This is a genomic window from Desulfobacterales bacterium, from assembly GCA_021647905.1.
Lineage (GTDB): Bacteria > Desulfobacterota > Desulfobulbia > Desulfobulbales > BM004 > JAKITW01.
This window is the reverse complement of the sequence record JAKITW010000016.1, coordinates 16578-40771: the sequence shown is the minus strand read 5'-3', so window position 1 is coordinate 40771 and position 24194 is coordinate 16578. Positions and strand designations below refer to the sequence as shown.

General features: G+C 61.1%; 17 protein-coding genes. All 17 read right to left on the bottom strand.

Annotation, left to right across the window (positions count from 1 at the left end; all coding sequences use genetic code 11):
- Nucleotides 1-173 precede the first annotated feature (173 nt).
- Nucleotides 174-3098, bottom strand: a complete 2925-nt coding sequence (locus L3J03_04430) for a PAS domain S-box protein (GenBank protein ID MCF6290227.1) — start codon at nt 3096-3098, stop codon at nt 174-176.
- 757 nt (nt 3099-3855) lie between these two features.
- On the bottom strand, nt 3856-5304 hold the full coding sequence (locus tag L3J03_04425) for an ATP-binding protein (GenBank protein MCF6290226.1): 1449 nt from the start codon (nt 5302-5304) through the stop codon (nt 3856-3858).
- On the bottom strand, nt 5294-7054 hold the full coding sequence (locus tag L3J03_04420) for a radical SAM protein (protein ID MCF6290225.1): 1761 nt from the start codon (nt 7052-7054) through the stop codon (nt 5294-5296). The genes L3J03_04425 and L3J03_04420 overlap by 11 nt, the downstream gene beginning before the upstream one ends.
- 101 nt (nt 7055-7155) lie before the next feature.
- Nucleotides 7156-8343: a cell division protein FtsZ gene (gene ftsZ / locus L3J03_04415; GenBank protein MCF6290224.1), complete on the bottom strand. Its 1188-nt coding sequence runs from the start codon at nt 8341-8343 to the stop codon at nt 7156-7158.
- Between the two features lie 78 nt (nt 8344-8421).
- The gene (gene ftsA, locus L3J03_04410; protein MCF6290223.1) at nt 8422-9654 is read right to left on the bottom strand and encodes a cell division protein FtsA; all 1233 of its coding nucleotides are present in this window, start codon (nt 9652-9654) and stop codon (nt 8422-8424) included.
- A gap of 1 nt (nt 9655) precedes the next feature.
- The gene (locus tag L3J03_04405) at nt 9656-10498 is read right to left on the bottom strand and encodes an FtsQ-type POTRA domain-containing protein (protein MCF6290222.1); all 843 of its coding nucleotides are present in this window, start codon (nt 10496-10498) and stop codon (nt 9656-9658) included.
- 9 nt (nt 10499-10507) lie between these two features.
- Nucleotides 10508-11431 (bottom strand): UDP-N-acetylmuramate dehydrogenase, encoded by a 924-nt coding sequence (gene murB / locus L3J03_04400; GenBank protein ID MCF6290221.1) that lies wholly within the window; start codon nt 11429-11431, stop codon nt 10508-10510.
- 11 nt (nt 11432-11442) lie between these two features.
- Nucleotides 11443-12828 carry a UDP-N-acetylmuramate--L-alanine ligase gene (gene murC, locus L3J03_04395; protein ID MCF6290220.1) on the bottom strand — a complete coding sequence of 462 codons (1386 nt, stop codon included), beginning with the start codon at nt 12826-12828 and terminating at the stop codon, nt 11443-11445.
- Nucleotides 12829-12845: 17 nt separating this feature from the next.
- Complete coding sequence (murG, locus tag L3J03_04390; protein MCF6290219.1) at nt 12846-13955, bottom strand: undecaprenyldiphospho-muramoylpentapeptide beta-N-acetylglucosaminyltransferase; 1110 nt, start codon at nt 13953-13955, stop codon at nt 12846-12848.
- Nucleotides 13956-13963: 8 nt separating this feature from the next.
- On the bottom strand, nt 13964-15373 hold the full coding sequence (gene murD / locus L3J03_04385) for a UDP-N-acetylmuramoyl-L-alanine--D-glutamate ligase (protein MCF6290218.1): 1410 nt from the start codon (nt 15371-15373) through the stop codon (nt 13964-13966).
- A 15-nt stretch (nt 15374-15388) separates the two neighbouring features.
- Nucleotides 15389-16468 (bottom strand): phospho-N-acetylmuramoyl-pentapeptide-transferase, encoded by a 1080-nt coding sequence (gene mraY / locus L3J03_04380; protein ID MCF6290217.1) that lies wholly within the window; start codon nt 16466-16468, stop codon nt 15389-15391.
- Entirely contained in the window at nt 16468-19524 is a 3057-nt protein-coding gene (locus L3J03_04375) for a UDP-N-acetylmuramoyl-L-alanyl-D-glutamate--2,6-diaminopimelate ligase (GenBank protein MCF6290216.1), read from the bottom strand. The genes mraY and L3J03_04375 overlap by 1 nt, the downstream gene beginning before the upstream one ends.
- 5 nt (nt 19525-19529) lie before the next feature.
- Nucleotides 19530-21422: a hypothetical protein gene (locus tag L3J03_04370; protein ID MCF6290215.1), complete on the bottom strand. Its 1893-nt coding sequence runs from the start codon at nt 21420-21422 to the stop codon at nt 19530-19532.
- 9 nt (nt 21423-21431) lie between these two features.
- The gene (locus L3J03_04365; GenBank protein MCF6290214.1) at nt 21432-21794 is read right to left on the bottom strand and encodes a hypothetical protein; all 363 of its coding nucleotides are present in this window, start codon (nt 21792-21794) and stop codon (nt 21432-21434) included.
- Complete coding sequence (gene rsmH / locus L3J03_04360; GenBank protein MCF6290213.1) at nt 21791-22726, bottom strand: 16S rRNA (cytosine(1402)-N(4))-methyltransferase RsmH; 936 nt, start codon at nt 22724-22726, stop codon at nt 21791-21793. The genes L3J03_04365 and rsmH overlap by 4 nt, the downstream gene beginning before the upstream one ends.
- Nucleotides 22727-22823: 97 nt before the next feature.
- On the bottom strand, nt 22824-23297 hold the full coding sequence (gene mraZ, locus L3J03_04355; protein MCF6290212.1) for a division/cell wall cluster transcriptional repressor MraZ: 474 nt from the start codon (nt 23295-23297) through the stop codon (nt 22824-22826).
- A gap of 252 nt (nt 23298-23549) precedes the next feature.
- The gene (locus L3J03_04350) at nt 23550-23822 is read right to left on the bottom strand and encodes a hypothetical protein (protein MCF6290211.1); all 273 of its coding nucleotides are present in this window, start codon (nt 23820-23822) and stop codon (nt 23550-23552) included.
- Between the last annotated feature and the right edge of the window lie 372 nt (nt 23823-24194).

Here is a 24194-nt window from a genome sequence, read left to right as displayed (position 1 = left end):
CCGAAGTTGTTTCAAATTCCGCTTTTGCCGTCACGGCTGCGGCTCAGGGTCCGCTACACCGTTCGCTATAAGAAAACCCCTTTCCCGGTCCAACCTCAAACGTACGGGGTTTACCGAAACCTTACGTAATTGTTTCCATGCAATATCTGGAACTTATTGTATTATCTCCGATTTTATTCAGATTCCAGCGCCTGGCGTACCTTGGCCGCGAGGTCCTTGATCGAGAACGGCTTCTGGATAAAGTGTACGCCTTCATCCAGGATGCCGCTGTGGGCAATGGCATTGGCCGTGTATCCCGACATGAACAGACATTTCAGCGCCGGCTTGATCGAACCGAGTTGGTCGGCCAGGTTGCGGCCGTTCATTTCCGGCATCACTATGTCGGTGATCAGCAGGTGAATCTCGCCCGGACAGGCCTCGACCCGGTGTAGCGCTTCCACCGGAGTACCGACCGCCAGTACGGTATAGCCCAGACTTTCAAGCATCTGTCTGGCCATTTTCAGAATCGCCTCCTCATCTTCCACCAATAGAATGGTTTCCGTGCCCTGTTGGACCGTTTCGGGAGCGGGAGCGGCCGGAGAACAGGAAGCCTGGTCGGCAAACCGGGGCAGGTAGATCCGGAAGGTTGTCCCTTGTCCCGGCTCGCTGTAGACGTTGATAAAGCCTTCATTCTGCTTTACGATCCCATATACGGTGGCCAGGCCGAGGCCGGTCCCCTTGCCCTGCTCCTTGGTGGTGAAGAAGGGTTCGAAGATATTTGCCAGCGTCTCCTTGTCCATGCCGTCACCATTATCGCTTACCTCCAGCAGAACATATTCGCCGGGGCTGAATCCGGCATGATCGGCGCAATAGGATTCATCAAAGACAACATTCTCTGTTCTGATGACAACCCTGCCCACCCCGCTGATGGCGTCCCGGGCGTTGACCAGGAAATTTGCCAGTATCTGGTCGATCTGGGCCGGGTCGATCCTCACCTTACAGAGATCGGCGTCAGGCCGCCAGACCAGATCAATATCCTCGCCGATAAGCCGCTGCAACATCTTCAGTATCTGCGTTACGGCGTCGTTCAGGTCAAGCACCCTGGGGGCAATGATCTGTTTTCGGGCAAAGGCCAGCAACTGGCGGGTGAGATCGGCGGAGTGCTGCGCCGCCTTCAGAATTTCCTGGAGATAATCGTTCCAGGCGCCGCCCGGCTTGGGGATCTCGGCCAGCGCCATTTCGCTGTAGCCCATGATCACGCTGAGCTTGTTGTTGAAATCATGGGCCACGCCGCCGGCCAGCCGGCCCACGGCCTCCATCTTCTGGGCCTGCATGAGCTGCTGCTCCAGTTTCTTCCGTTCCGTAATGTCAAACAGATAACCCTGAATTTCAACAAGATTGCCGCTGTTGTCAAATTTGCCAATGACGTTTTCAATCACATGAATGGTCTTTCCGTCCACGCGCCGCATTTCCAGTTCATGATCGATCACTTTTTTCTCCTGGCGGAGACGGGTTAACAGGTCATCGCTGGCCGCGGGTGAGGAGAACAGGGTTGTCATATCGAGTTTATTGGCTTGTTCCGCAGAGGTGAGTCCCATGATCCGGGCAAATGCCGGGTTGCAGTCCAGCAGCTCTCCCTCAGGGGTTGAAATGAAAACACCGGTAATATCCTCCATAAAGAAATTACGATACCGTTTTTCGCTTTCACGCAGCGCCCGCCGGGCCTTCCGCTCCTCTGTAACGTCACTGAAAACCAAGACAATGCCTATCAGACTGTCCCGGTCCCCGTTTATCGGCGCGGCGCTGTCGGCAATCGGGTGTTCCGTGCCGTCACGGGCTATTAACAGGGCATCGTCGGGCAGCTTGACGATGCCTCCTTCCCGCAGAACACGTTCACCCGGATCAACCAATGCCTTGCGGGTATTTTCATGGATAATGTGGAACACCTCGCCCAGCGGTCTGCCCCGCGCCTCGGCCTCACTCCAGCCGGTAAGCCTTTCGGCCACCGGATTCAGGTGACGGATCCTGCCCGATGCATCCATTGAGATAACGCCGTCACCGATGCTGTAAAGGGTGATCCGGAATTCCTCCAGGATCTCATTACGCTCTTTTTCCGCGCCATATAATTGCCGGTAGACTTCCGCCCGTTGGCGCCGGTAAATAAATCCGCTGCCAGCGCCGGTCAACAATAAAAGAAGCAGAACAACCATGCCGATAAAAAACGAGTGATAACGGGTCGCGGCCAGAATCTCACTTTTGTCCACCTTGGTGACCATGTACCAGTGCGTATCCGGCACCGGAGAAATATCAGCCACCACGGTTGCACCGCGGTAGTCTCTGCCCTCGAAAACACCTTCCCGGCCTAAAACCGACTGGACCGCCGGACTGGTTAACCGGGTCAGCGGCAACCGCTTGGTCAGGGCATGCTGAGGATCGTGCCGCAACTTGTTCAGGAACAGCACCTGGCTTCCATCCTTGGCAACGATCATTGTTTCCGAACTGGGGCTCGGGGTCGGCCAGAACCTGATCAGCGGGTACAGGTCTCTTGCCGGGTCGAGTCGCAGAATAAGCACTGCAACCGGCCGGCCGGCCGGGTCGAAAACCGGCGCCATCACGTCAATATAGATGGCGCCGCTGACCGGGCAGCGGAAAAAATCGCTGAATATAATATCTTCCGTGGAGCTTGTTTTATTAACCATGTCTTTTGCATAATGACTCAACTTGACCACGTTGGGATCGAGCGATAATCTTACGCTGCTATCCAGACCGGCAAGAACGATGTTCTTAAAACCGGCATGTTCCCGGATTACTTCCCAGCCGCTGAGGATCTGATCTTTCAGGCGGCTGTTTTCATTTTCTTGCAGCCACCGGGCAGCGGATTCCCTGAATAAAGGGTTTGTTGCATAGACCTGAATGCCAAAGATGGACTCATTGCGCCAGGTGGCGATCTGATTGATTTTAAGCTGGGCAATGGATTTCAGTTCCTGGTATTTCGAGTTGCGAACCAGTTGGACCTGTTGCCGGGCGTACCAGTAGCCTCCGGCAATAAATCCGGTTGCCAGCACTGCCACAAGAATAAACCAAAGCCAGGGATCAGTTCTGAAGCCTGTTTTTTTCAAAGGGATGCCCTCCTCTGTTTTCAAGTTATACGAATTGCTGAAAGCAGGTTATGCAACGGTTTTATGTGGATCGGTTGGGGCGAGCCGCGAAGCTCAACAGCGCCGCCGGTATCTGCCGGCGATAGGGAGAACGCCGCATGGGCCGCGGTCGTGAAGGGAAAAACATGGAAATTGATCTGCTGCTCGAATTACTCTCTGCCCCTGGGGGTGGTGGCCTGGGTCGGAAAATGCGAAACTCCCGTCCGTCCGGACGGGAGTTTTCTCAGCTCAATTGCAGATGAATCAGCTGTGTTGCTTATTTTTTGCAGCTGCAGCCGCAGCCGGATGATTTTTTTTCTTCCTGTTTTGCCATGCAGCCGCTCTCGGCACAGACCGGGCATTTTTTTGGTTTGCACCGGCCTTCCTTGGTGGCACCACATTTTTCACACTTGAATACTGCCATGGTGGTAACTCCTTTTTAAGGGTTTTTCTTCTCTGTCAATCATTCCTATTAATATAGTGCCTAAAATCGCAGATGCAAAGGGCGGAAATGAAAAAAATCCCATTATCATTAATTATGATGAACTCGTAACAACCCGAAAGGCTTCAAATGCCACCCAATAAAATCAACAAGTTACAAGACGAATCACGTCCGTCGAGCGGGTTGTTGCGAGACCGACAATTATGATATAATATTTTCCCGACCCCCGACCCCCGACCCCCGACCCCCGACCCCCGACCCCCGACCCCCGACCCCCGACCTCCGACCGCTGACCTCCTATTGCGGCAGGATGATGGTAAAGCCGGTGCCGTTGCCCTCGGTGCTCTCCACGGTGATCCGGCCGTTATGGCTGTCAATGATGTTCTTGACAATGGCCAGCCCCAGGCCGGTGCCGCGGGTCTTGTCGGTGTAGAAGGGCTGGAAGATCCTGGCAAGCCGTTCCTTGCCGATCCCGATCCCGGAATCCCGGATACTGATCCGCACCGCGTGGTTTGGGCCCGGGGTCTTTCTGGTGGCCAGCCTGATTGCGCCGCCCCCGGGCATGGCCTGCACCGCGTTGATCAGGATGTTGAGCAGGGCCCGGTAGAGCTGGTTCGGGTCTGCCTGAACAGTGGGCAGCTCCTTGTCCAGCCGCCATTTGACGCTGATCCCCTGTTTTTTCAGTTCCGGCTCCATGAAGCTGAGCGCCTTGGTCAGCAGCTCGTTGAGTTGAACCGGTTTGAACTCCGGGCTCAGGGGCCGGGCAAAGTCGAGAAACTCCATCACCACCCCGTCCAGCCGGCTGGTTTCATCGATGATGATCTTGGCCAGGTGCTGGTTGTCCGGGGACACGCTTTTCAAGCGGCGTTCCAGAATCTCGGCGGTGCTGCGGACAATGCCCAGCGGGTTCTTGATCTCGTGGGACACCGCGGTGACCATCTTGCCCAGCCCGGCCAGCCGCTCGGCGTTGTCGAGCTTGATCTCCAGCCGGCGCCGTTCCCTGGCCCGGGCCTCGATAATCTGGTCGGCCCGGGATACCACCAGCCAGAGCATGCCGAACAGTCCGGCCATGATCACCAGGGAGGAACTGATGATCGTGCCCTGGAGCCGGATGATCGCCAGCAGGTCATCGGACAGGTCCAGGACGATTTCGGTCACCCCCATGATGACCTGCTGGTCTTTGTCCGATTCCCGTTTAAAGGGGATATAGGTCTTTAGCTTGCAGGTGATCGGCCCGGCCCCGGGGAGCAGGTTGAGCAGGGAGCCGGTGGAGAGCAGGACAGAGATGCTCTCCCCTTTGCGCGCCTTTTCGTATTCCTCCCCGCCCATGTCCTCCTTGCCGACCAGGTCGGCGATGGTGCTGTAGGAGATGATGTTCCGGTTGGAGTCGTAGATGGTCACCGAATCCACCTTGAAACCATGGGTGGTGGTGCGGACCACGCTGTCGAGCAGTTTGAACTGGTCGGGGTTGCTCAGGGCGATCTCGCCGTAGCGGATCGCCGTGGGCACCACGAAACGGACAAATACCTGGTTGTTCAGGTTTTCGGCCAGGAGCAGGGCATAGGTCTCGCTCCGGTCGAGCAGCACTTTCTTGGCATTGTTGGAGATCACCCAGGACAGGGCCAGGGTGGCGGCCAGGATCATTGCCAGGGCGGTAAAGGAGAAAAACTTTACCAGCCGGAAGGGCTGCAGGGTGGCGATCTTCCTGGAGTCGAGGTTGCGGCTGTTTTTTTCATCACTGGTCATGGCATACTCCGCAGCGGCGGCATTTTTCCGGGTTGCAGGGCGGGGTGGTTTTGCCGGCCAGGCCTCGCTGGTATTCGCGCCAGAGATAGTTGCGGTCGATCCCCTGGTCAACGATCTCCCAGGGCAAGGGTTCGTCCCGGTCCCGGGTTCGATAAACATACTCCGCGGCAAGCAGCCGCTCGCGTTTTAATGCCTGTTGCCAGGTGCATGTCCCGCCCGGCAAATGGAGCATGGCCCGGCCCACCCGCCGGTCGCCCCGGGCCAGGACCGCCTGGAGCAGGGTCCGCTCGGGCCGTTCGGCGCTGATGGTCAGGTTGGGCTCGTTGGCCAACCGTTTGCGCAGGAATTTTATCTTGTTTTTCAAAACGCTCACCCTGGCAAAGGGGTGGTATTGGAACGGGGTCCACGGCTTGGGGATGAAGCTGTTGACGCTCAGACTCATATTGCTCAGCCGGCCCCGGGCGCGGCCATGGCCCAGGATCCGTTGTTTGATCGCCAGACACAGGGCGACCAGTTCTTCCAGGTCCTCTTCGGTTTCAGTGGGCAGGCCGATCATGAAGTAGAGCTTCAGGTTGATGATCCCGGCCTTGACCAGTGACTCGGCCGCGGCAAGCACCTCATCAGCGGTTATACCTTTATTGATTACCCGGCGCAATCGTTCAGAGCCCCCGTCCGGGGCAATGGCCGCGCTTTTAAGCCGGCTTTTGGCCAAGAGTTCCAGCAGTTGCGGGCTGATTACGTCGGCCCGCAGGGAGGAGAAGGAGAGGGCGCAGCCGGATGCGAGCAGATTTTCGGCAATCAAGGCCAGATCTTCCGGCCGGGCCATCTCCATGCCCAGCAGCCCGACCCGGTTGGCGGTTGCGGGCCGCTGCTCCAGCGCGGAGATGATCGCCCCGGCCGGCCAGAGCCGGGGCGGCCGATAGACGAAGCCGGCGGCGCAGAAACGGCAGCCGCGGCTGCAGCCGCGACCCAGTTCGGTCATGTACAGGTCGGCAAACTCGGCATTGGGGGTGAGGATCCGGGAGTGGCCCGCCTTATCGGGACAGGCGTCCAGGGTCACCCGGCGGATCCGGGCGTCCAGGCCGGGTTCGGGGATATGACCGGCAAATCCGCCTTTCCGGTCGTAACCAATCCGGTACAGGGCCGGCGGGTAGCAGCCCGGCAGGTCCAGGGCCAGTTGCCGGAGCAACTCCAGCCTGCCGACCCCCTGAAGGGGTCTGAGCAGTTTTTCGATGAGCAGCCCCAGGACCGGTTCTGCCTCGCCCAGCACAAACAGGTCGATAAATGGGGCCAGGGGCTCGGGGTTCATGAAGCAGGCCACCCCGCCGCCGATCACCAGAGGCCGGCCCGCTGCAAAGGGGCGGCCCTGGTCGTCGCCATCCCCGGTCCGGTCCGCGGCCAGGGGGGGGATCCCGGCCATGGCCAGCAGCTTGAGCAGGTTGGGGTAGTCCTGCTCAAAGCTTATCGAGCAGAAGAGGATGGGGAAGTCGGCCGGCGACCGGTTCGATTCCACTGAGCGGGGTTGATCATTGCCGTCCGGGAAAAAGATCCGCTCGGCAACAATGTCCGGATTGCGGTTGAGCAGGTCATGGACCAGCTGGAAACCCAGGTTGGACATGCCGACCCGGTAGCTGCTGGGAAAGATCAGCCCCACCGGGAGTTTGTCTTTCCATTTCTTTTTCCAGCCGCCGGTCTCGGCCGCCAGCAATTCCGGCCCGGTCCGGCCGGCAAAGCGCGGGTCCTGATTCATCTTATTTTATATGAAAGTGGTCCTGGACAAAGCTCGCTGTCCCTGGAGATTTTTATTACTGGTTGCGGCTGGGGCGCAAAAAATTGGTCCAGCCATGCTGGTCAGTCAGCGGCCTGGCGCAGGTAGGTCGGGGTCTCCAACTCCGCCTCGTCAAGGAAATGGGGCAGCGGCAGGGACCGCCGGGTTCCGCTGCCGGCGCGGTTATTAAGCATGCTCCGCCGTGATCTCTCCCGCGGCCGGCCTTCTCCGGCCGCGGGTTCCGCTGGTTCCTCTTCAACCGCCCTTGGTTTGCGGCGCAGGGTCATCAGCGGCTTGGCCGCGGCCGCCTCGTCGGCGGAGTTGATCCCAGTGGCAATCACGGTTACCCGCAGCTCGTCGCCCAGGGACTCGTCGAACAGGGCGCCGATGATGATATTGGCGTCAAGATGGGCCTTTTCCTGGACCAGTGAGGCCGCACCCATGAATTCGTTCATGGTCAGGCTCTCTTCACTGGCCGAGATGTTGATCAACACGCCCTTGGCGCCGTCGATTCCCACGTCCTGCAGGAGCGGGTTGTCAATGGCCTTTTTGGCCGCCTCAACGGCCCGGTCCTCGCCCACCGCCACCCCGGCCCCCATGATCGCCGGACCCACCTGCTGCATCACCGCGCGCAGATCGGCAAAGTCCACATTGATATGGCCGGGCAGGGTGATCAGGTCGGTGATGCCCTTGACCGCCTGGAGCAGGACGTCGTCCGCCTTTTTCATCATGTCCATCAACTTGCTGCCCTTCTGCATCACCGCCAGCAGCCGGTCGTTGGGAATGGTGATGATGGTGTCCACGTGTTTTTTCAGCTCTTCCCAGCCCGATTCCGCCTTCTGCATCCGGGAACGGGCCTCAAAGAAGAAGGGCTTGGTGACCACGGCCACGGTGAGCACGCCCATCTCCTTGCTGATCTTGGCCACCACCGGCGCGCCGCCGGTGCCGGTGCCGCCGCCCAGTCCGGCGGTGACAAAGACCATGTCCGCGCCCTTGAGCACCTTTTTGATCTCCTCGGTGCTTTCCAGGGCCGCGCCCTTGCCCTTTTCCGGGTCCGCGCCCGCGCCCAACCCCCGGGTGATCCCCGGGCCCAGCTGCAGGCAGACGTCGGCCTTTGAGTTCTCCAGGGCCTGGATATCGGTGTTGGCCGCGATGAACTGCACTCCCTGGAGTTTGTTGGTCACCATGGTATTGACGGCATTGCCGCCGCCGCCGCCCACCCCGATGACCCTGATTCTGGCCAATGGATCGGTTGCCAAACGAAAAGACATGTTCTTGCCCCCCTTTGTCTAGAGTGTTATCAAAAGTCCGCGCCCTGCCGGCGCCCTCCGGCCGCACCGGACGTTTTTCTATAATGTGTTGCGGAAACCGCGTTTGACCCAGGCCGCGAATCGGCCCATGGACCCTTTCTCCTTGCTGCGGAACCTGTGCTCCGAGGCGTTCTGGCTGGCGTAGCGCACCAGCCCGACCCCGGTTGCGTGCTGCGGGCTGTATATGTCCTCAGGCGCCTCCCGCAGCTCCCGGGGGGTGCCGATCCGCACCGGCAGGTCGAATATCTGCTCGGCCAGGTCAACGATGTTGGCCAGCTTGGCAGTGCCGCCGGTGATCACCACCCCGGCGGTGATCCGGTCCTTGAACGAGGAATCGAGGATCTCCTGGTTGATCAGAAACAACATCTCCTCGATCCGCGGTTCAAGGATCTCGCCCATGATCCGCTGCGACAGTTTGCGGGCGGCCCGGTCGCCCACCGTGGGCACCTCGATGATCTCGTCCTTGTCGATCATCGAGGTCAGGGCGGAGCCGTAATGGTTCTTGAGCCGCTCCGCCGCCCGGACCGGGGTGCGCAGTCCCACTGACAGATCGTTGGTAAGATTGTTGCCGCCCAGGCCCAGCTCAAAGATATGCTTGATCGTGCCGTCGGCAAAGATCGCCAGGTCCGAGGTGCCGCCGCCGATATCAAGGAGCGCCACCCCGACGTCCATCTCTTCCCGGCTCAGGACCGCGCTGGCCGAGGCCAGGGATTCAAGGACAATGCCCGAGACCTGCAGGCCGGCCCGGTTGCAGCACATGACCAGGTTGTGGACCGCGGTGGCGTTGCCGGTGACGATGTGGACGTTGGTCACCAGCCGTACCCCGGTCATGCCCAGCGGGTCCTGGATCCCGGTATGGTCGTCGACCATGAACTCCTGGGGCAGGACATGGATGATCTCCTGGTTGTGGGAGATGTTCACCGCCCGGGCCGCGTCGATCACCCGGTTGATATCCTCCTGGGTGATCTGCCGTCCCTTGATCCCGACAATTCCCGGGCTGGCAAAGCCCTTGATATGGCTGCCGGCAATGCCGATGCTGACCGCGTTGATCTCGCAGCCGGCCATCTCCTCGGCCTGGCCGACCGCCCGGCGGATGGAATCCACCGTGCTTTCGATATTGACCACCATTCCCTTTTTCATTCCTGCCGAGGGGTGGGTGCCGATCCCGAGGATGTCCAGCCGTTCGGGAAAGACCTCGCCGATCACCGTACATATCTTGGTGGTGCCGATATCCAGTCCGACTATCAGTTCTCCTCTCTGTTCCTTCTCCATATCAGCCCTGTTTTTTGTTACCATTGTTCTTGCCCACCAGCGCCTTGTCCGGCATATAGCCCATGTCGATGAAGGCGGTGGAGGCGAACTCCTTGCTCCGGTACAGTTGTTTCAACAGCGAGAGCAGCCGGGAATATTCTTGCTTGATCCCGCCGTGGCCCAGGTAGATGGGAAACGGCCGGCCCAGGAGGAAGAGGACCAGCTCGTTCTGTTCGCTCAGGTGTATCTCGGAGATGTTCTGCTCCTGCAAAAAAGAGTTGCTGCTCCGGCGCGCCAGTTCCAGAAAATGGAGCGCTTGCTTGAGCCGGGTCGCCGGGATCGGGCCGGGTGCGTTGAAATTGCCGGTCATTACCGGGAAATCGAGATCATTGGCAGCGGCAGCCGGCCAGAAGGCCCGGCCCCGGCGATCGATATAAAAGAGTCCGTCCCGGCGGTTGATAATCGCGGCCACCTCTTTTTCCTTGATCGTGATCAGCAGCCGGTTCGGCCAGTCGCGGCTGATCTTGACCTGGTCGATCCAGGGATGCTGGGCCAGGGCCTCTTCCACCAGCGCCGGTTTCAGGGCCATCAGGTTGGAGTGGACATCCACCCCGCTTTTGGCCTTGATTTCCTGCTCGGTTGTTCTGTTGCAGCCGTTGACCTCAATGGTGGTGATCCGGAAGAAATCCCAGCTGCACATCCATTGATGGGCAAGGTTTGCGCCCAGCCAGAGCAGGATGACCAGCCCGGCCATCCCGGCGCCCTTGGCCAGGGTGCGGCCGTTCACAACCGGAAACCAGCGTTGGGACCGGTTCCGGTTCCGTCGCAGGTGCTGCATTTTGTCGGCACAGGTGATACTGCGCATCAATGCTCCTTATGCCTGGTTGTCCAGGATCCGTACCTCCGGCTCCAGGGTTATCCCGAACCGGTCCAGAACCCGGGACCGGACCTCCTGCATCAGGGCGATGATCTCCCCGGCCGTGGCTGTCCCGGTATTGACGATGAAGTTGGCGTGTTCCCTTGAGACCATGGCCCCGCCGATTGCATATCCCTTGAGCCCGGCCGCCTCAATCAACCTGCCGGCGGCATCGCCCTCGGGGTTCTTGAAAAAAGAGCCGGCGCTGGCCTGATGGCAGGGCTGTGTCGCCTTTCGGCGCCCCAGGTATTCCCGGCCGCGGGCCATGATCTCCTCGCAGTTGCCGGGCCGGAGATCCAGATCGCAATCAAGTACCAGCTTGCCCTGGCGGTCATCCCAGCGGCGGTAGGAAAAATTAAGTTCCGGCCGCGTTATTATCCGTGCTGTTCCGCTCCGGTCAAGGAAGGTCAGCGATTGGACCAGGGGCCCGATTTCATCCCCCCAGGCCCCGGCATTCATGACCAGTGCCCCGCCGACACTGCCCGGGATGCCCACCAGGAATTCCAGGCCGCAGAGCCCGGAATCAGCGGCCTGCCGGACCAGACTGGCCAGGGATGCCCCGGCCCCGGCCCGGATCGCCGGCCGGCCGGCGGGTTTTGCGGTCACCATGGCCAGCTCGCCGCCGAGGATGATCACCGCCCCGGCCAGCCCCTGGTCCGGCACCAGGATATTGCTGCCCCGGCCGATCACCTGCCAGGGGATATTTTTTTGATTCAGCCAGGGGATCGTCCGGATCAGCCCTGCCCTGGATTCGGCGATCAGCACCGCCTCGGCCGGGCCGCCCACCCGGAAGGTGGAAAAGCGGGCCATGGGGCAGTGCCAATGGATGGCGCCGTCCCAGATTCGGGTCAATTCCCCGGCATGTGCCTGCAACTCCGTCACTCTCAATCCTTTCAGTTCTTTTTGGTAAGCGTTTTAAGCAATTGTTCGCCGACCCGCCAGATGTTGCCGGCCCCCAGGGTAAGGATCACATCACCCGGCCGGGCCAGGGCCAGGGTCTGCTCGATCAGCGATTCCGTTGTTTCGGCAAGATAGGCCCGGCGCTGACCATGTTTCCTGATGTCCGCCAGCAGGGCGGCCCCGCTGACCCCGGGGATGGGTTGTTCGCCAGCAGCGTAGATCTCGGTGAGCAGGAGGATATCCGCCCGGTGAAAGGCAGTGGCAAACTCCTCGGCCAGGGCCTGGGTCCGGCTGTAGCGATGGGGCTGGAACAGCACCAGCAGCCGTCGCTCCGGCCAGGCCTCGCCCAGGGCGGTCAGGGTCGCCCGGATCTCGGTGGGATGGTGGCCGTAATCATCGACCACCAGGATTCCCCTGCTCTCGCCCTTGATCTGTTGCCGCCGTTGCACCCCGGAGAAGGCGGTCAGGGCCTCGGCAATGGTGGCAAAGGGAATATCCAGCTCCAGCCCCAGGGTCACGGCGGCCAGGGCGTTATACACGTTATGGGTCCCGGCCATGGCCAGGGTGATACGCCCCAGGCGCTCTTCCCGGCGACAGACCTCGAAGCTGGTACTAAGTCCTGCGGTGCTGAGATCGCGGCCATGGATATCCGCCTGGCCGGTCATGCCGTAGGTGATGATCCGTTTGCCGATCCGGGGCAGGATCGAGGCGACATGGGGATCGTCAAGGCAGAGGATTGCCGCGCCGTAAAAGGGGATCTTGTCGATGAACTCCAGAAAGATGGACTTGATCTGATCCAGGTCCCGGTAATGGTCCAGGTGTTCCAGATCGATATTGGTGACCACCTCCAGTACCGGCGAGAGTTTCAAAAAAGAGCCGTCCGACTCATCGGCCTCGGCCACCAGAAATTCGCCCTGGCCGAGCTTGGCGTTGCTGCCGCCCAGGATGTTGACCTGGCCGCCGATGATCACCGTGGGGTCCAGGCCGGCATGGGCCATGACCCAGCCCGCCATCGAGGTGGTGGTGGTCTTGCCGTGGCTGCCGGCCACCGCGATCCCGAACTTCTTCAGCCGCATCAGCTCGGCCAGCATCTCGGCCCGGGGGATCACCGGCACATGGGCGGCGCGGGCCGCGACGATTTCCGGGTTGTCCTCCTTGATTGCCGAGGAATAGACCACCACGTCGGCGTCCTGGAAATTTTTCGCCGCATGGCCGATCCTGATCAGGCCGCCAAGCCGGCGGAGCCGCTCGGTGATCGGGCTCAGCCTGATGTCAGAGCCGCTTACCTGGTAGCCGAGGTTGAGGAGCACCTCGGCGATGCCGCTCATGCCGATGCCGCCGATACCGACGAAATGAATTTTTTTGCTTTTTTTGTACATTATCTTCCCGCGGTTGTTTACACCAGGGCCAGGCATGCATCCAGGATTTTTTCGGTTGCCCGGGTCTGGGCCAGTTGGCCGATATTTGCGGCCAGTTGACTCCGCAGTCCGGAATCCCTGATCAGGGTCAGCAGTTCATGTCCCAGGATGGCGCCGCTCAACTCCTGTTCCCGGAACATCCTGGCGCCCTTGTTTTCCACGACCAGGCGGCCGTTTTCCTCCTGATGGTTGTCCGCGGCAAAGGGATAGGGGATCAGGATCGTTGGCTTGCGCATCACCATCAACTCGGCCAGGGTGGTGGCCCCGGCCCGGGAGATTACCACATCGGCCAGGGAGTATATTCCGGCCATGTCCTGGAAAAAGGGTGCCACCCGGGCCTTGATCCCCAACTGTCCATAGCCCTTGACCACCATCTCATAATCATCGGCCCCGGTCTGGTGGATGAGATTAAAATTTCCGGGTAACTCATCGATCAGGCCGGCCAGGGCCTCGAGTACCAGGGTGTTGACCCGGTGCGCCCCCTTGCTGCCGCCCAGGACCAGGAGGGTGTTGTTCGTCTGTTCGTCTGTCACCGGACCGGTGGCGGATTTTTCAGCCGCGGCCAGGATCTCCCGGCGGACCGGGTTGCCGGTAAGCACGGTCCTGGCAGCCGGGAAAAAGCGTTCACTGCCGGGCAGGGAGATGAATATTTTTTTAACGATCCGGCCGAGCATCCGGTTGGCAAGGCCGGGGATCGAATTCTGTTCATGGATGCAGGCCGGAATCCCCAGCAGCCGGGCCGCCAGCACCACCGGTCCGGTGACATAACCGCCCACCCCGAAGACCAGGTCCGGCTTGAACCGGAGCAGGACCCGGGCCGCGGCAACAATGCTTGGCGGCAGTCCGATCAGGGTGCGGATCCCGGCTAGAAAACCAGCGCCCTTAAGACCGCGGCAGCGGATGGTGGCAATGTCCAGCCCCAGCCGGTCCATGGTCGTCCTGTCGATGCTCCGTGCGGTGCTGACAAAGAGCACCGAACTGCCGGGATAGGTGCGGAGCAAGGCCTGGCCCAGGGCGATTCCGGGAAAGAGGTGGCCCCCGGTGCCGCCGCCGGTGATCACTATTCTATATGTCGGTGTGTCGGCCATATGGTTGCTTACCCCTTTTCCGGCAAGGCATGCACCGCCCGGCGGAACACCTCGCCGCGGTGGCCGTAGCTGGTGAACATGTCGAAACTGGCGCAGGCCGGCGACAGCAGTACCGCGTCCCCGGGTTCGGCCAGATCGGTTGCGGTCCGCACCGCCTCCTCAAGGGTGGTTGCCCGTTCCACCCGGGTCAGTTCCGCGAAACAGCGGGCCATGCTGTCGGCAGCCTCGCCGATCAGCACCAGGCCCTTGACCCTGGTCCTGACCAGGTCGTTCAACAGGCTGTAGTCGCCGCCCTTGTCCCGGCCGCCGGCAATCAGCACCACCGGCTGTTGGATGGAACCGAGCGCTGAATGGACCGCGCCGATATTGGTGGCCTTTGAATCGTCGTAATAACTGACTCCGTTGATCTCCGCCACCCGGGTCAGCCGGTGCGGCAGCGGGCTGAACCGGGCCAGTCCCTCGCGGATCCCCCTGGCCGGGCAACCCATCAGCCTGGCCGCCAGGATGGCGGCCGCGCTGTTTTGCAGGTTGGGCGGCTGGTCCAGCCGGCTGCCGGCAAGGTCGTAACATTCTTCCCGGTCCCGGTCCCGGTCCGGTCCGTCGAGGCCGCTCAGGCAGACCCGGGCGCCGCGGATGGCGGCCCCGGCCCTTCCCGCCAGATTGCTGCCAAAGAAAAAGCGGCGGCTGGCCGGCCACAGATGTTCCCGGGTCATGATCTCCGGGTCGTCGCAGTTCATGATCGCGCTGTCAAACCGCCGTTGGGCAGTAAAGATCCCGAACTTGGAGGCAACGTAGGCGGAATAGGTCGAGTAGCGGTCAAGATGGTCCGGGCTGATGTTTAAAAGCAGGGCGGTGTCCGGCCGGAAGCCGTTTTTGCCGCCCGCGCTGTCCAGTTGAAAACTGCTCACCTCGACCACTGCCACGTCGGCCTCCTGGGGGCCGGCCAGGTAGTCGAACAGCGGGGTGCCGATGTTGCCGCCGACAAAGGTTTTCCTGCCCGACGCGGTAAATATGTCGCCCAGCATGGTGGTGACCGTGGTCTTGCCGTTGGTGCCGGTAACCGCCACCACCGGTGTCTTCAGGTACTGGGCGGCAATGGCCAGTTCGCCGACCACTGGAATCCCGGCCTTGCGCGCCGCGCTGATCGGTTCAATGTCAAGGGAGACTCCGGGGCTGACCAGCACCAGGTCCACCGAGGAAAAGAGTTGCGGCGTATGGCCGCCGGTCTCCAGGTAGATGCCCTCTTTTTTCAGGCCCTTGACCAGGTCCTGGTCCAGCTCTTCCCGGGGCCGGGACTCGGAGACCGAGACCGTGGCGCCGCGGGTCCGGCAGAAACTCAGGGCCGACTGGCCGGATTTGCCCAGACCCACCACCAGAACGTGAGTGTCGGCAGTGATGTATTGGTTGCGAGCAGTCATGTTTTGTTGAAAAAACTAACGCAGTTTCAGGGTTGCCAGGGCCACCAGGCCGAGGATGATCGAGATGATCCAGAAGCGGACCACCACCTTGGGTTCAGCCCAGCCTTTTTTTTCAAAATGGTGATGGAACGGGGCCATCAGAAAGATCCGTCTGCCGCCGGAGAGTTTAAAAAAACCGACCTGGAGAATCACCGACAGGGCCTCCATTACAAAGACCCCGCCGACAATGGCCAGCAGGATCTCCTGCTTGGTGATCACCGCCACGGTGCCCAGGGCCGCGCCCAGGGGCAGGGAGCCGACGTCGCCCATGAAGATCTGGGCCGGATGGCAGTTGAACCAGAGAAAGCCCAGGCAGGCGCCGGTGATCGCACTGCAGAAAACCGCCACCTCGCCGGCGCCGGGCACGGCGGAGATATTCAGATAATCGGCCAACACCGCGTGGCCGGCCAGGTAGGCAAAGATAACATAGACGCTGCTGGTGATCACCGTGGGCCCGGATACCAGTCCGTCCAGCCCGTCGGTGAGGTTGACCGCATTGGAGGCCCCGACAATGACCAGCATCGCAAAGGGGATGTACCAGAGCCCGAGGTCGGGATTGACGTTTTTGAGAAAGGGAAAGCTTAAGCGGCTGTCAAATCCCGGATGGGTATAGAGAAACAGGCCCACCACCGCGGCGCCGCTTATCTGCAGGAGCATCTTGTTGCGGGCGCTCAGCCCCTGGCTGTTCTTCCTGCTGATCTTGCGGAAATCGTCCATTGCGCCGATCACCCCGAACCAGAGGGTGATCAATAAAATAAGCCAGACATAGCTGTTGGCCAGATTGACCCAGAGCAGGGTGGAGTTGACAATGGTGAAGAGGATCAGCAGGCCGCCCATGGTGGGGATGCCCTGCTTGTTGAAATGGGTCTCCGGCCCATCGCTGCGGACCACCTGGCCGAGCTGACGGTGGCGGAGATAGCGGATGAAGCGGGGGCTCAGGAAAAGCATGATCAAAAAGGCGGTCACCGCCGCGCCGATGCTGCGGAAGGTGATGTAGCGGAACACGTTAAAGCCGCTGAACACCGTGCTTAGGGGATAGAGAAAGTGGTAGAGCATCAGTTCAGGGTCCTTTGCCGTGTGGTCAAGCCACACTGCTGCAGTTCTTTGATAACGGTTTCCATCCGCATGCCGCGGGAGCCCTTGATCAAGATCCAGTCGTTGCTGGTCAGCCTGCCGGCAGTAATCAGTCCGGCCAGCCAGGCGCATAATTTTTGTTTATCGCTGAAACTTCGGGCCTGGTCCGCGGCCATTCCCTTGCTCCGGGCCGCTTTGACCAGGATTCCGGCATGTTCGCCGATTGCGGCGACAAAGTCGCAGGGCAGCTCTGCCGCGGCCGTGCCGAGGGTCCGGTGGGCGTCATCACTGTATCTGCCCAGTTCCAGCATCTCACCGAGCACGGCCACGGTTTTTCCCTGTTGGCGGATGTCCCGCAGGGTGCGCAGGGCCGCGTTCATGGAGGCGGGGTTGGCGTTGTAGGTGTCGTTGATTATCTTGATCCCGTTCGGCAGGGTGACGATCTCGGCCCGCTTGGCAAGGGGGGTGTAGCTCTCCAGTCCGGCAACGATTGACGGCAGGGATGTTCCGGCGCCATGGGCCAGGGCTGCCGCGGCGAGCGCATTGCCGACATTGTGGCGGCCCGGGCTTGACAGCCGGACCCGGCGGTGCTTGCCGCTGATATGCAGGGTAAAGGCGGTGCCGGCCTGGCCCAGGTTGCTGATCCGGGTGGCCCTGATCAGTGGTTTGTATCTGCGGCCGGCCGGGGTGGCCGCATAGGTGATTTTTTTTTGTTTCTGCGGCCGGGCCAGTTTCCGTACCCGCTGGTCGTCAAGATTGACCGCCAGGATGGCGGAGCTTTTACTGCCCGCGAAAAGCTCGCCCTTGGCCCGGGCCACCCCGTTGATGCTGCCGAGCCCGGCAAGATGGGCCTCCTGGATATTGGTGATGCAGCTTAAGTCCGGTGCGGCGATCTCCGCCAGCCGGGCCAGTTCGCCGGGCCGGTTCATGCCCATCTCCAGCACCGCGATCCGGTGGTCGGCCGTGGCCTGGAGCAGGGTGAGCGGCAGGCCGATCAGGTTGTTGAAGTTACCCTCGCTCTTCAGGGTGGGCAGGGTTCTGGCCAGGATGGCCGCGGTCATCTCCTTGACCGTGGTCTTGCCGGAACTGCCGGTGATGGCCAGGACCTTTAAATTGCCGAGCCGGGCCCGGTGGGCCGCGGCCAGGTTGCCCAGGGCCTCCAGGGTGTCGTCCACCAGGATCACCGGCACCTCGGACCAGGAGGACGCGGCAGCCGGCCCGGCCGGCGGTTGATCAAGGAGCAGGGCGGCGGCGCCCTTTTGTACCGCGGTATCGGCAAAGTCGCGGCCAATGAAATTAGGGCCGTTCAGACCCACGAACAGATTGCCGGGTTGCAGGGTGCGGGTATCGGTGGATACCCCGGAAAAGCGGTCGGTGTGCAGATTTTCTTTACCCATGACCCTGCCGCGGGTGGCCGCGGTCACCTGTTCAAGGGACCAGGCCGGGCCGGGGCCGTACAGACAGGCCAGCTGTTTCTCCGCCTCGATCCGGTCGCTGAAGAATTTTCTGGTCTTGCCGCGGAGTTGGCAGGTCTCATGGCCCTTGCCGCTGACCAGGACCAGGTCGTTCGGTCCGGCATGGGAGACGGCGACACGGATCGCCTGCCGGCGGGAGACGATCACCATATACCCCCTGGCCCCTGGAAGGTCGAGCGTATCTGGCTGCAGCCGGGCTCTGCCGGTACGTTTGATCCCGGCGAGCACCGCATCAAGGATTGCGGCCGGTTCCTCGGAGCGCGGATTGTCCGAGGTGGCGATAACCACGTCGGCAAGAAGACCGGCTGTTTCACCCATCAACTCCCGCTTGCCCGGGTCCCGGTCGCCGCCGCAGCCGAAGACGCAGAACAACCGCTCCGGCTTGAGTTGTTTCAGGGCGGAGAGAACGTTGTCCAGCGCATCCGGGGTATGGGCAAAGTCGACCAGCACGGTGGGCGCCCTTTTCAGGGGATGATCCGGGTAGATCCGTTCCAGCCGGCCGGGTATGGTCCGGGCCTGATCAAGGCCCCGGGCAATGGTTTCCGGAACAATATCCAGGGCCAGGCCGATTCCCGTTGCCGCCAGGATGTTGTTGAGATTGAACTCTCCGACCAGGGCGGAGTGGATCTTGATCCGGCCGCGCGGGGTGGCCAGTTCGGCCCGGATTCCCGAGAGGTCGCAGGCAAAGCGCAAGGGATGGATAAGATTGTCCGGGTCCTGGCCGCAGGTGAGCAGTTGCCGGCCGGGGAGTTCGGCGGCCAGCCTCCGGCCCCAGGCCTCGGCCGGCAAGGTCGCGGCCTTTTCTTGGACAATCACCGCCCGTCCTTTTGGTTTCAGCTGTTCCTGGAACAGTCGTTTTTTGCTGGCAAAATAATCGTCCATATCCCGGTGAAAATCAAGGTGGTCGCGGCTCAGGTTGGTAAATACCGCGATATCAAAAAAGATTCCAGCCAACCTGCCCTGGGCCAGGCCATGGGAAGATGTCTCCATGATCAGATGGGTCACTCCGGCCGCGGCCATCTGGTGGAGCAGCTTCTGGAGGAACACCGGCTCCGGGGTGGTGAGCGGGGCCGGCACCAGCATCTGCTTGCCGGCCCGGTCGTCATAGCGGTAGTTGATGGTGCCGATTACCCCGGGTCTGCCGCCCCTGGCCCGGATAATCGATTCAGCCAGGTAGGTGACCGTGGTCTTGCCGTTGGTGCCGGTGATCCCGATCATCCGCATTCCATGGGCCGGATGGCCGTAAAAGGCGGCCGCGATCCGCGCAACCGCGCCGCGGCTGTCGGCAACCTCTACCAGGGGCGGTCCCTTCCGGGCCAGCGGCTCCGGAACAGGGCGGCCGGCTTCAACCACCACTGCCGCGCAGCCCTGGTCAATGGCAGCGCTGATATAGTCGTGGCTGTCCACGGTCTGTCCGGCCGTTGCGATAAACAGATCGCCCGGCCCGACAGCGCGTGAATCCGCGCTGATCCCGGTGACAACGATCTTCTGCTGTTCCCGGTCCAGATCCGGACGCAGATCCCGCAGCAGCTGGCCCAGATTTTTGCTGATCGTCGCGGCCATTGGTTTCAGTCCCTTGCCCGGGCCTCGAGTTTCAGGATACAGAGTTCTCCCTTGCTGATCAGGGCGCCGGCCCGGGGATGCTGGGCCACGATCAGTCCGGAGCCGATGACCTTTACCCGGGCCCCGATATCCTGGATGGCCTGCAGCCCGCAACGCAGGCTCTTGCCGTTTACCAGCGGCATGGTGAACTGCTGTTTTTCCGGTCCCGGGCCTGGTTCTTCCTGTTCCGGTCGCCCGGCCCGGCCGGCCAGATCAAGAACCGGTTGCTGATCCCGGCGCCAGAAATCAGGGGGCAGTTCCGGCCGGGCGACCCGGGCCCGGCTGAGCAGCCGGGGAACGATCCCGCGGCCGGCCTGGTCCAGCAATGATCTGAGCGAATCGCCGGAGGTCTTGTCGGCTCGGGCGAAGTTCACCAGAAGCAACAGGGCCAGCTCGGGTTTCTGTTGTGGCGCGATCCCCAGGAGGAGGCCGTGGGCCAGCCCGGCCGAGGGGTTGGAATCAAGTTCCTCGAACAGGAGCGAATTATCAGGCCCCGGGGTGCCGATGACCGCCATTTCCTGCCAGAGCCTCTCCCTGGTTGCCGGATCGAGCAGGGAAACGGCCCGGCCGGGGGGGAGGGCGGTCAGCACCCGTTTGCTTTCAGGCGCGAGGATTCCGGACAGCAGGTGGGGGGTGACCCCCTGCCCCTGGTTGACCAGGGAGACAAAAGCGCTCAGCAGCTCCAACGGACTTGCCGTTGTCGGCGAGAGGTCAAGGGGCCGGCTGCTGGCTGTTGGAGGAGATGGGGCGGAGGAAAGGCCCGCGCCCCTGGGCAGGTCTACCCTGAAAACAGGAGCGGTGATAAAGTAGCGGTCCATTTCAAACAGGGGATTATCAATCTCCAGGCTGAGGGACCGGCCCGGCCGGAGCCTTGTTTTTTTCCCGGCCGGGAGGAGTAACAGCGGTCTTGTGGCCGTGGTCTGGGCGTTCCTGCCGGCCGCGGCCCTGTCCCGGTCCGGCCTGACCTTGTCGGCAATCAGGGGAAAGGCGGCCTCCAGCGTCCGGTTGCGCCGCTGTCTGCTGGTGAAGTCCCAGAAACGGTTGGGATCAAAGCCGGGCAGGCTGGCCATGGCCAGGATGGCCCCGGTTTCCGGGTCCATTACCAGTCCGGCGCCGCTTAGGGCCCCGGATTTTTCGATCAGGCTGGCCAACCGCGCCTCGAGTATTTTCTGGCTTTCAAGATCAAGGGTAAGGACCAGGTGGCCGCCCTTGTCCGCCAGGGTCTCAATATCCGCGGGCTCCAGCCGGAGCGGCAACTTGAGATCCTTGAGCCGGCCGCCGCGGAGAAGGGTGTCGTAGTAGAACTCGACCCCGTCCAGCCCCTGGTTCTTGCTGACAAACCCCAGGGTATGGGCTGCCACGGTCCGATGGGGATAGACGCGGTTCATTTCCTCGACCGGATAGATGCCGGCCAGGTCAAGGGCCGCGATCCGCGTTGCCATGTCCGGCGAAATCCGGCGGCCGAGCCAGACAAAGGCCCGCTCCGACTTCAGGGTGATGAGCAGCTCTTTTTCGCTCAATCCCAACAGCGGGGCGATTTTTTCCGCTGCCAGGACCAGGTCAACAATCTCCAGGGGCCGGGCATAGATGGCCGTTGTCCGGTAACTGCCGGCCAGCAACCGGTAGTTCCGGTCATAGATATTACCCCGTTCCTGCTCGGGCAGTTGCAGTTCAAGCACGGCTGCTTCCGGCTGGGGATTGTTTTTTGAGAAAAGGGTGAAGGGGATGGCAAATCCCTTGTCGTGACCGGCAATTGCCAGGGCCAAAAAAACAACAAAAGCCGCCGTTCCGGCGACTGCTCCCCGTAGCTTATGTCTCTTCTGGCGTGGATGTCTGGGGTCAGGTTTTGTTTTTTTCATCCCGTTGCATCATGGCCGGCGGAGCTGGCCGGGCGATGGCGGAAAGAGGCCCAGCCCGGCGGCCGCCTTTTCAATGTTTTCCCGGGTCAACAGCCGGTCCCGGTGGGCGATGAGTTCCCGGTTGCGGGTAACAAGTTTTGTATTGAGTTCTGCCTGGTGGCCAATCTGATCAAGGGCGCTCCGGATCCGCAGCCCGTAGTAAACCGTTGATCCGACACCAAGGCCGAGGGTGAGCACCACCAGCACCCCGATGGTCTTGAGCATCAGGCGGCCGTCGGCCGCGGCCGGGGACCGGCGGGCGATAATCTGTCCGGGCCGGCGGCCGTTCCTGCCGGAACCGTTCGGACAGCGGTCGGAATAATCCTTGATCATGGTCCCTCCTTCCTTGGTCGCAGCGCCGCGACCCGCAGCTTGGCGCTCCTGGAGCGGGGATTGTCCCGGGCCTCATCCCGGCCCGGAAGCACCGGCTTCCGGGTGAGGATCTCCCAGCAGGGGTCGTTGCGGAACCCCCATTTTACCAGGCGGTCCTCCAGGGAGTGAAACGAGATGATGCATAGTCTGGCCCCCGGGTTGAGCAGGGCCGGCGCTTTTTTCAACAGGGTGGCAAGGTTCTCCAGCTCCTGGTTGACCGCGATCCTGACGGCCTGGAAGACCCGGGTGGCAACATGGATCCTGTGGGGATGAAAACGTCTGGGTATTGCCCGGGCCACCAGTTCCGCCAGTTGGTCCGTGGTTTCGAACCGGTTTTTCTTTCTCGCTTTGACAAGATGGGCCGCAATCCGCCGGGCCTGTTTCTCCTCGCCGTAGTAGTAAAAGATATCCGCCAGTTCCTGCTCGGTTGCGTTGTTGATCAACTCGGCCGCGGTCCGGGTGGTGCGCTGGTCCATCCGCATATCGAGGGGTTCTCCTCGCTGGAAGCTGAAACCGCGGCCCACCTCCTCGGCACTGGAGTCGAGCTGCAGGGATGAGAGACCCAGGTCGAGCAGTATCCCGTCAACCCTGGTCACTCCGGCCTCGGCCAGGCCCGGTTCGATTTCAGCATAACTGCGATGAACAAAGGTCAGCCGGTCCCTGAAAGGCGCCAATCGCTCCCTGGCCAGATTAATCGCCCGGAGGTCCCAGTCAAAGGCGATCACCCGGCCGGCGGGCGCCGACCCGGCCAGGATCCGTTCGGTATGTCCGCCAAGTCCCAGGGTGGCGTCCACATATACCCCCTTGTCCCGGGGGGCCAGGAAGCGGATTATCTCTTCCGGCAGAACGGGACGATGGATTTCGGCAGGGTGCAGGGCCTGTTTCACGGGCATCCCTTTTTCCAGTCAGTGGCTGGTCGGAAAAAAGCCTTTTTTCGCAACCGCCATGCCGGCGGGCGGGCGGGACTCCGGATTCCGTGGCTAAGAGCCTTTAGAGAATACCCAGGGTGGACAGACTGCTTTCAAAATTCTGGAAGTTTTCGCGGGTCTTTTTGGTTTCCGTGTCCCAGGCCGCCTTGTTCCATATCTCAAAATGATCGAGCATGCCGTTCAGCATCACTTCCCGTTTGATTGCAAAGTCAACCCGCAGGGTGGCGGGGAGCAGAATCCGGCCCTGTTTGTCCACCGGACATTCGGTCACCCCGGAGATGACATAGCGAATAAATTCAACCATGCCCGGCTGTTTTTTGCCCTGGTTGAGCAGGGTGGCCTCGATTGCCTCCCATACTTCGCCGGGATAGGCCTTGAGGCATTTATGCCAGTTGGTGATGATCAACTTGTCGCCATATTGGCGGTGCAGTACCTCCCGGAAACGGGCCGGGATGTTGAGCCTGCCCTTGCCGTCAATGGTGTGTTCGGACCTGCTGCGGAAGCGGTTTTCCGTTGAAGTCCCGCTGTCGGCCATCCCTTTGTCTCCCCGGATTTCCCTTTATCACCACTTTGTACCACTTTGTTCCCCTTTTTTTATAGAACCTGCCCGCTCCTGTCAAGGGAAAAAACCCGGGCCGATGTCCCGGGGAATAGTTGTTTTTTTTATGTGCCGGGCATGCACTCTACATATGGTGGCATCACCCGTGTTGCACTGCTATATATGGTATTGTTTCCCTGGGCAAGGGGAGGGGCGGCTGTTGCTGGAAAAGGTGGCTGCTGCCATCCGTCAATGGGGGCATGGTTGCGCGGGGTTGAAACGGACGGTTGCAGATATCTTTTGCCAGGCGGAAACGGAAAATATGCTTTCCTGAAAGAGATATAAATTAAATGAGCTACGGCCATGATGGTGTTGGGGGAAGGGTAAACATTCAGTACCCCCCCTCCTGTCGGGAAAGGGGTCTTCTTCTACCAACGGCCGCTCCATTGAGAAGGGCCGGCTGTTCATAACCAGGCTATCAAACAGGAACTCGCTTCGCCGCGGCGGCGATTCGGAAGCCATAAGCATATCCTGCCGAAGTTGTTTCAATTTCCGCTTTTGCCGTCACGGCTGCGGCTCAGGGTCCGCTACACCGTTCGGTATAAGAAAACCCCTTTCCCGGTCCAACCTCAAACGTACGGGGTTTACCGAAACCTTACGGGGAAGGGGGGCGTTCCAGGCCGGGGCGCAAAGTGGGGCAGGGAAAAGGCCGGCCTTGCCATGCCGGAGTGACGTCTTTTATTGTTTGATTGTGGCCGCGGCCCAGAAGTTATGGTCCAGCCATGCTGGGTTATATGAAAGTCGTGCCGGACGAAACTCGCTGTCCGGGGATATTTTCATAGTTTGTTGTGGCTGCGGACCCAAAATCATGGTCCAGCCATGCTGGTTATATGA

What these genes read in the sequence shown, in the direction of transcription:
- L3J03_04370 (MCF6290215.1), bottom strand. Translation starts at nt 21,422, where the DNA reads ATGAAAAAAACAAAACCTGACCCCAGACATCCACGCCAGAAGAGACAT.
- mraZ (MCF6290212.1), bottom strand. Translation starts at nt 23,297, where the DNA reads ATGGCCGACAGCGGGACTTCAACGGAAAACCGCTTCCGCAGCAGGTCC.
- mraY (MCF6290217.1), bottom strand. Translation starts at nt 16,468, where the DNA reads ATGCTCTACCACTTTCTCTATCCCCTAAGCACGGTGTTCAGCGGCTTT.
- murC (MCF6290220.1), bottom strand. Translation starts at nt 12,828, where the DNA reads ATGTACAAAAAAAGCAAAAAAATTCATTTCGTCGGTATCGGCGGCATC.
- ftsZ (MCF6290224.1), bottom strand. Translation starts at nt 8,343, where the DNA reads ATGTCTTTTCGTTTGGCAACCGATCCATTGGCCAGAATCAGGGTCATC.
- L3J03_04425 (MCF6290226.1), bottom strand. Translation starts at nt 5,304, where the DNA reads ATGACCAGTGATGAAAAAAACAGCCGCAACCTCGACTCCAGGAAGATC.
- L3J03_04375 (MCF6290216.1), bottom strand. Translation starts at nt 19,524, where the DNA reads ATGGCCGCGACGATCAGCAAAAATCTGGGCCAGCTGCTGCGGGATCTG.
- L3J03_04405 (MCF6290222.1), bottom strand. Translation starts at nt 10,498, where the DNA reads ATGCGCAGTATCACCTGTGCCGACAAAATGCAGCACCTGCGACGGAAC.
- ftsA (MCF6290223.1), bottom strand. Translation starts at nt 9,654, where the DNA reads ATGGAGAAGGAACAGAGAGGAGAACTGATAGTCGGACTGGATATCGGC.
- murG (MCF6290219.1), bottom strand. Translation starts at nt 13,955, where the DNA reads ATGGCCGACACACCGACATATAGAATAGTGATCACCGGCGGCGGCACC.
- L3J03_04365 (MCF6290214.1), bottom strand. Translation starts at nt 21,794, where the DNA reads ATGATCAAGGATTATTCCGACCGCTGTCCGAACGGTTCCGGCAGGAAC.
- L3J03_04350 (MCF6290211.1), bottom strand. Translation starts at nt 23,822, where the DNA reads ATGGCTTCCGAATCGCCGCCGCGGCGAAGCGAGTTCCTGTTTGATAGC.
- L3J03_04420 (MCF6290225.1), bottom strand. Translation starts at nt 7,054, where the DNA reads ATGAATCAGGACCCGCGCTTTGCCGGCCGGACCGGGCCGGAATTGCTG.
- rsmH (MCF6290213.1), bottom strand. Translation starts at nt 22,726, where the DNA reads ATGCCCGTGAAACAGGCCCTGCACCCTGCCGAAATCCATCGTCCCGTT.
- murD (MCF6290218.1), bottom strand. Translation starts at nt 15,373, where the DNA reads ATGACTGCTCGCAACCAATACATCACTGCCGACACTCACGTTCTGGTG.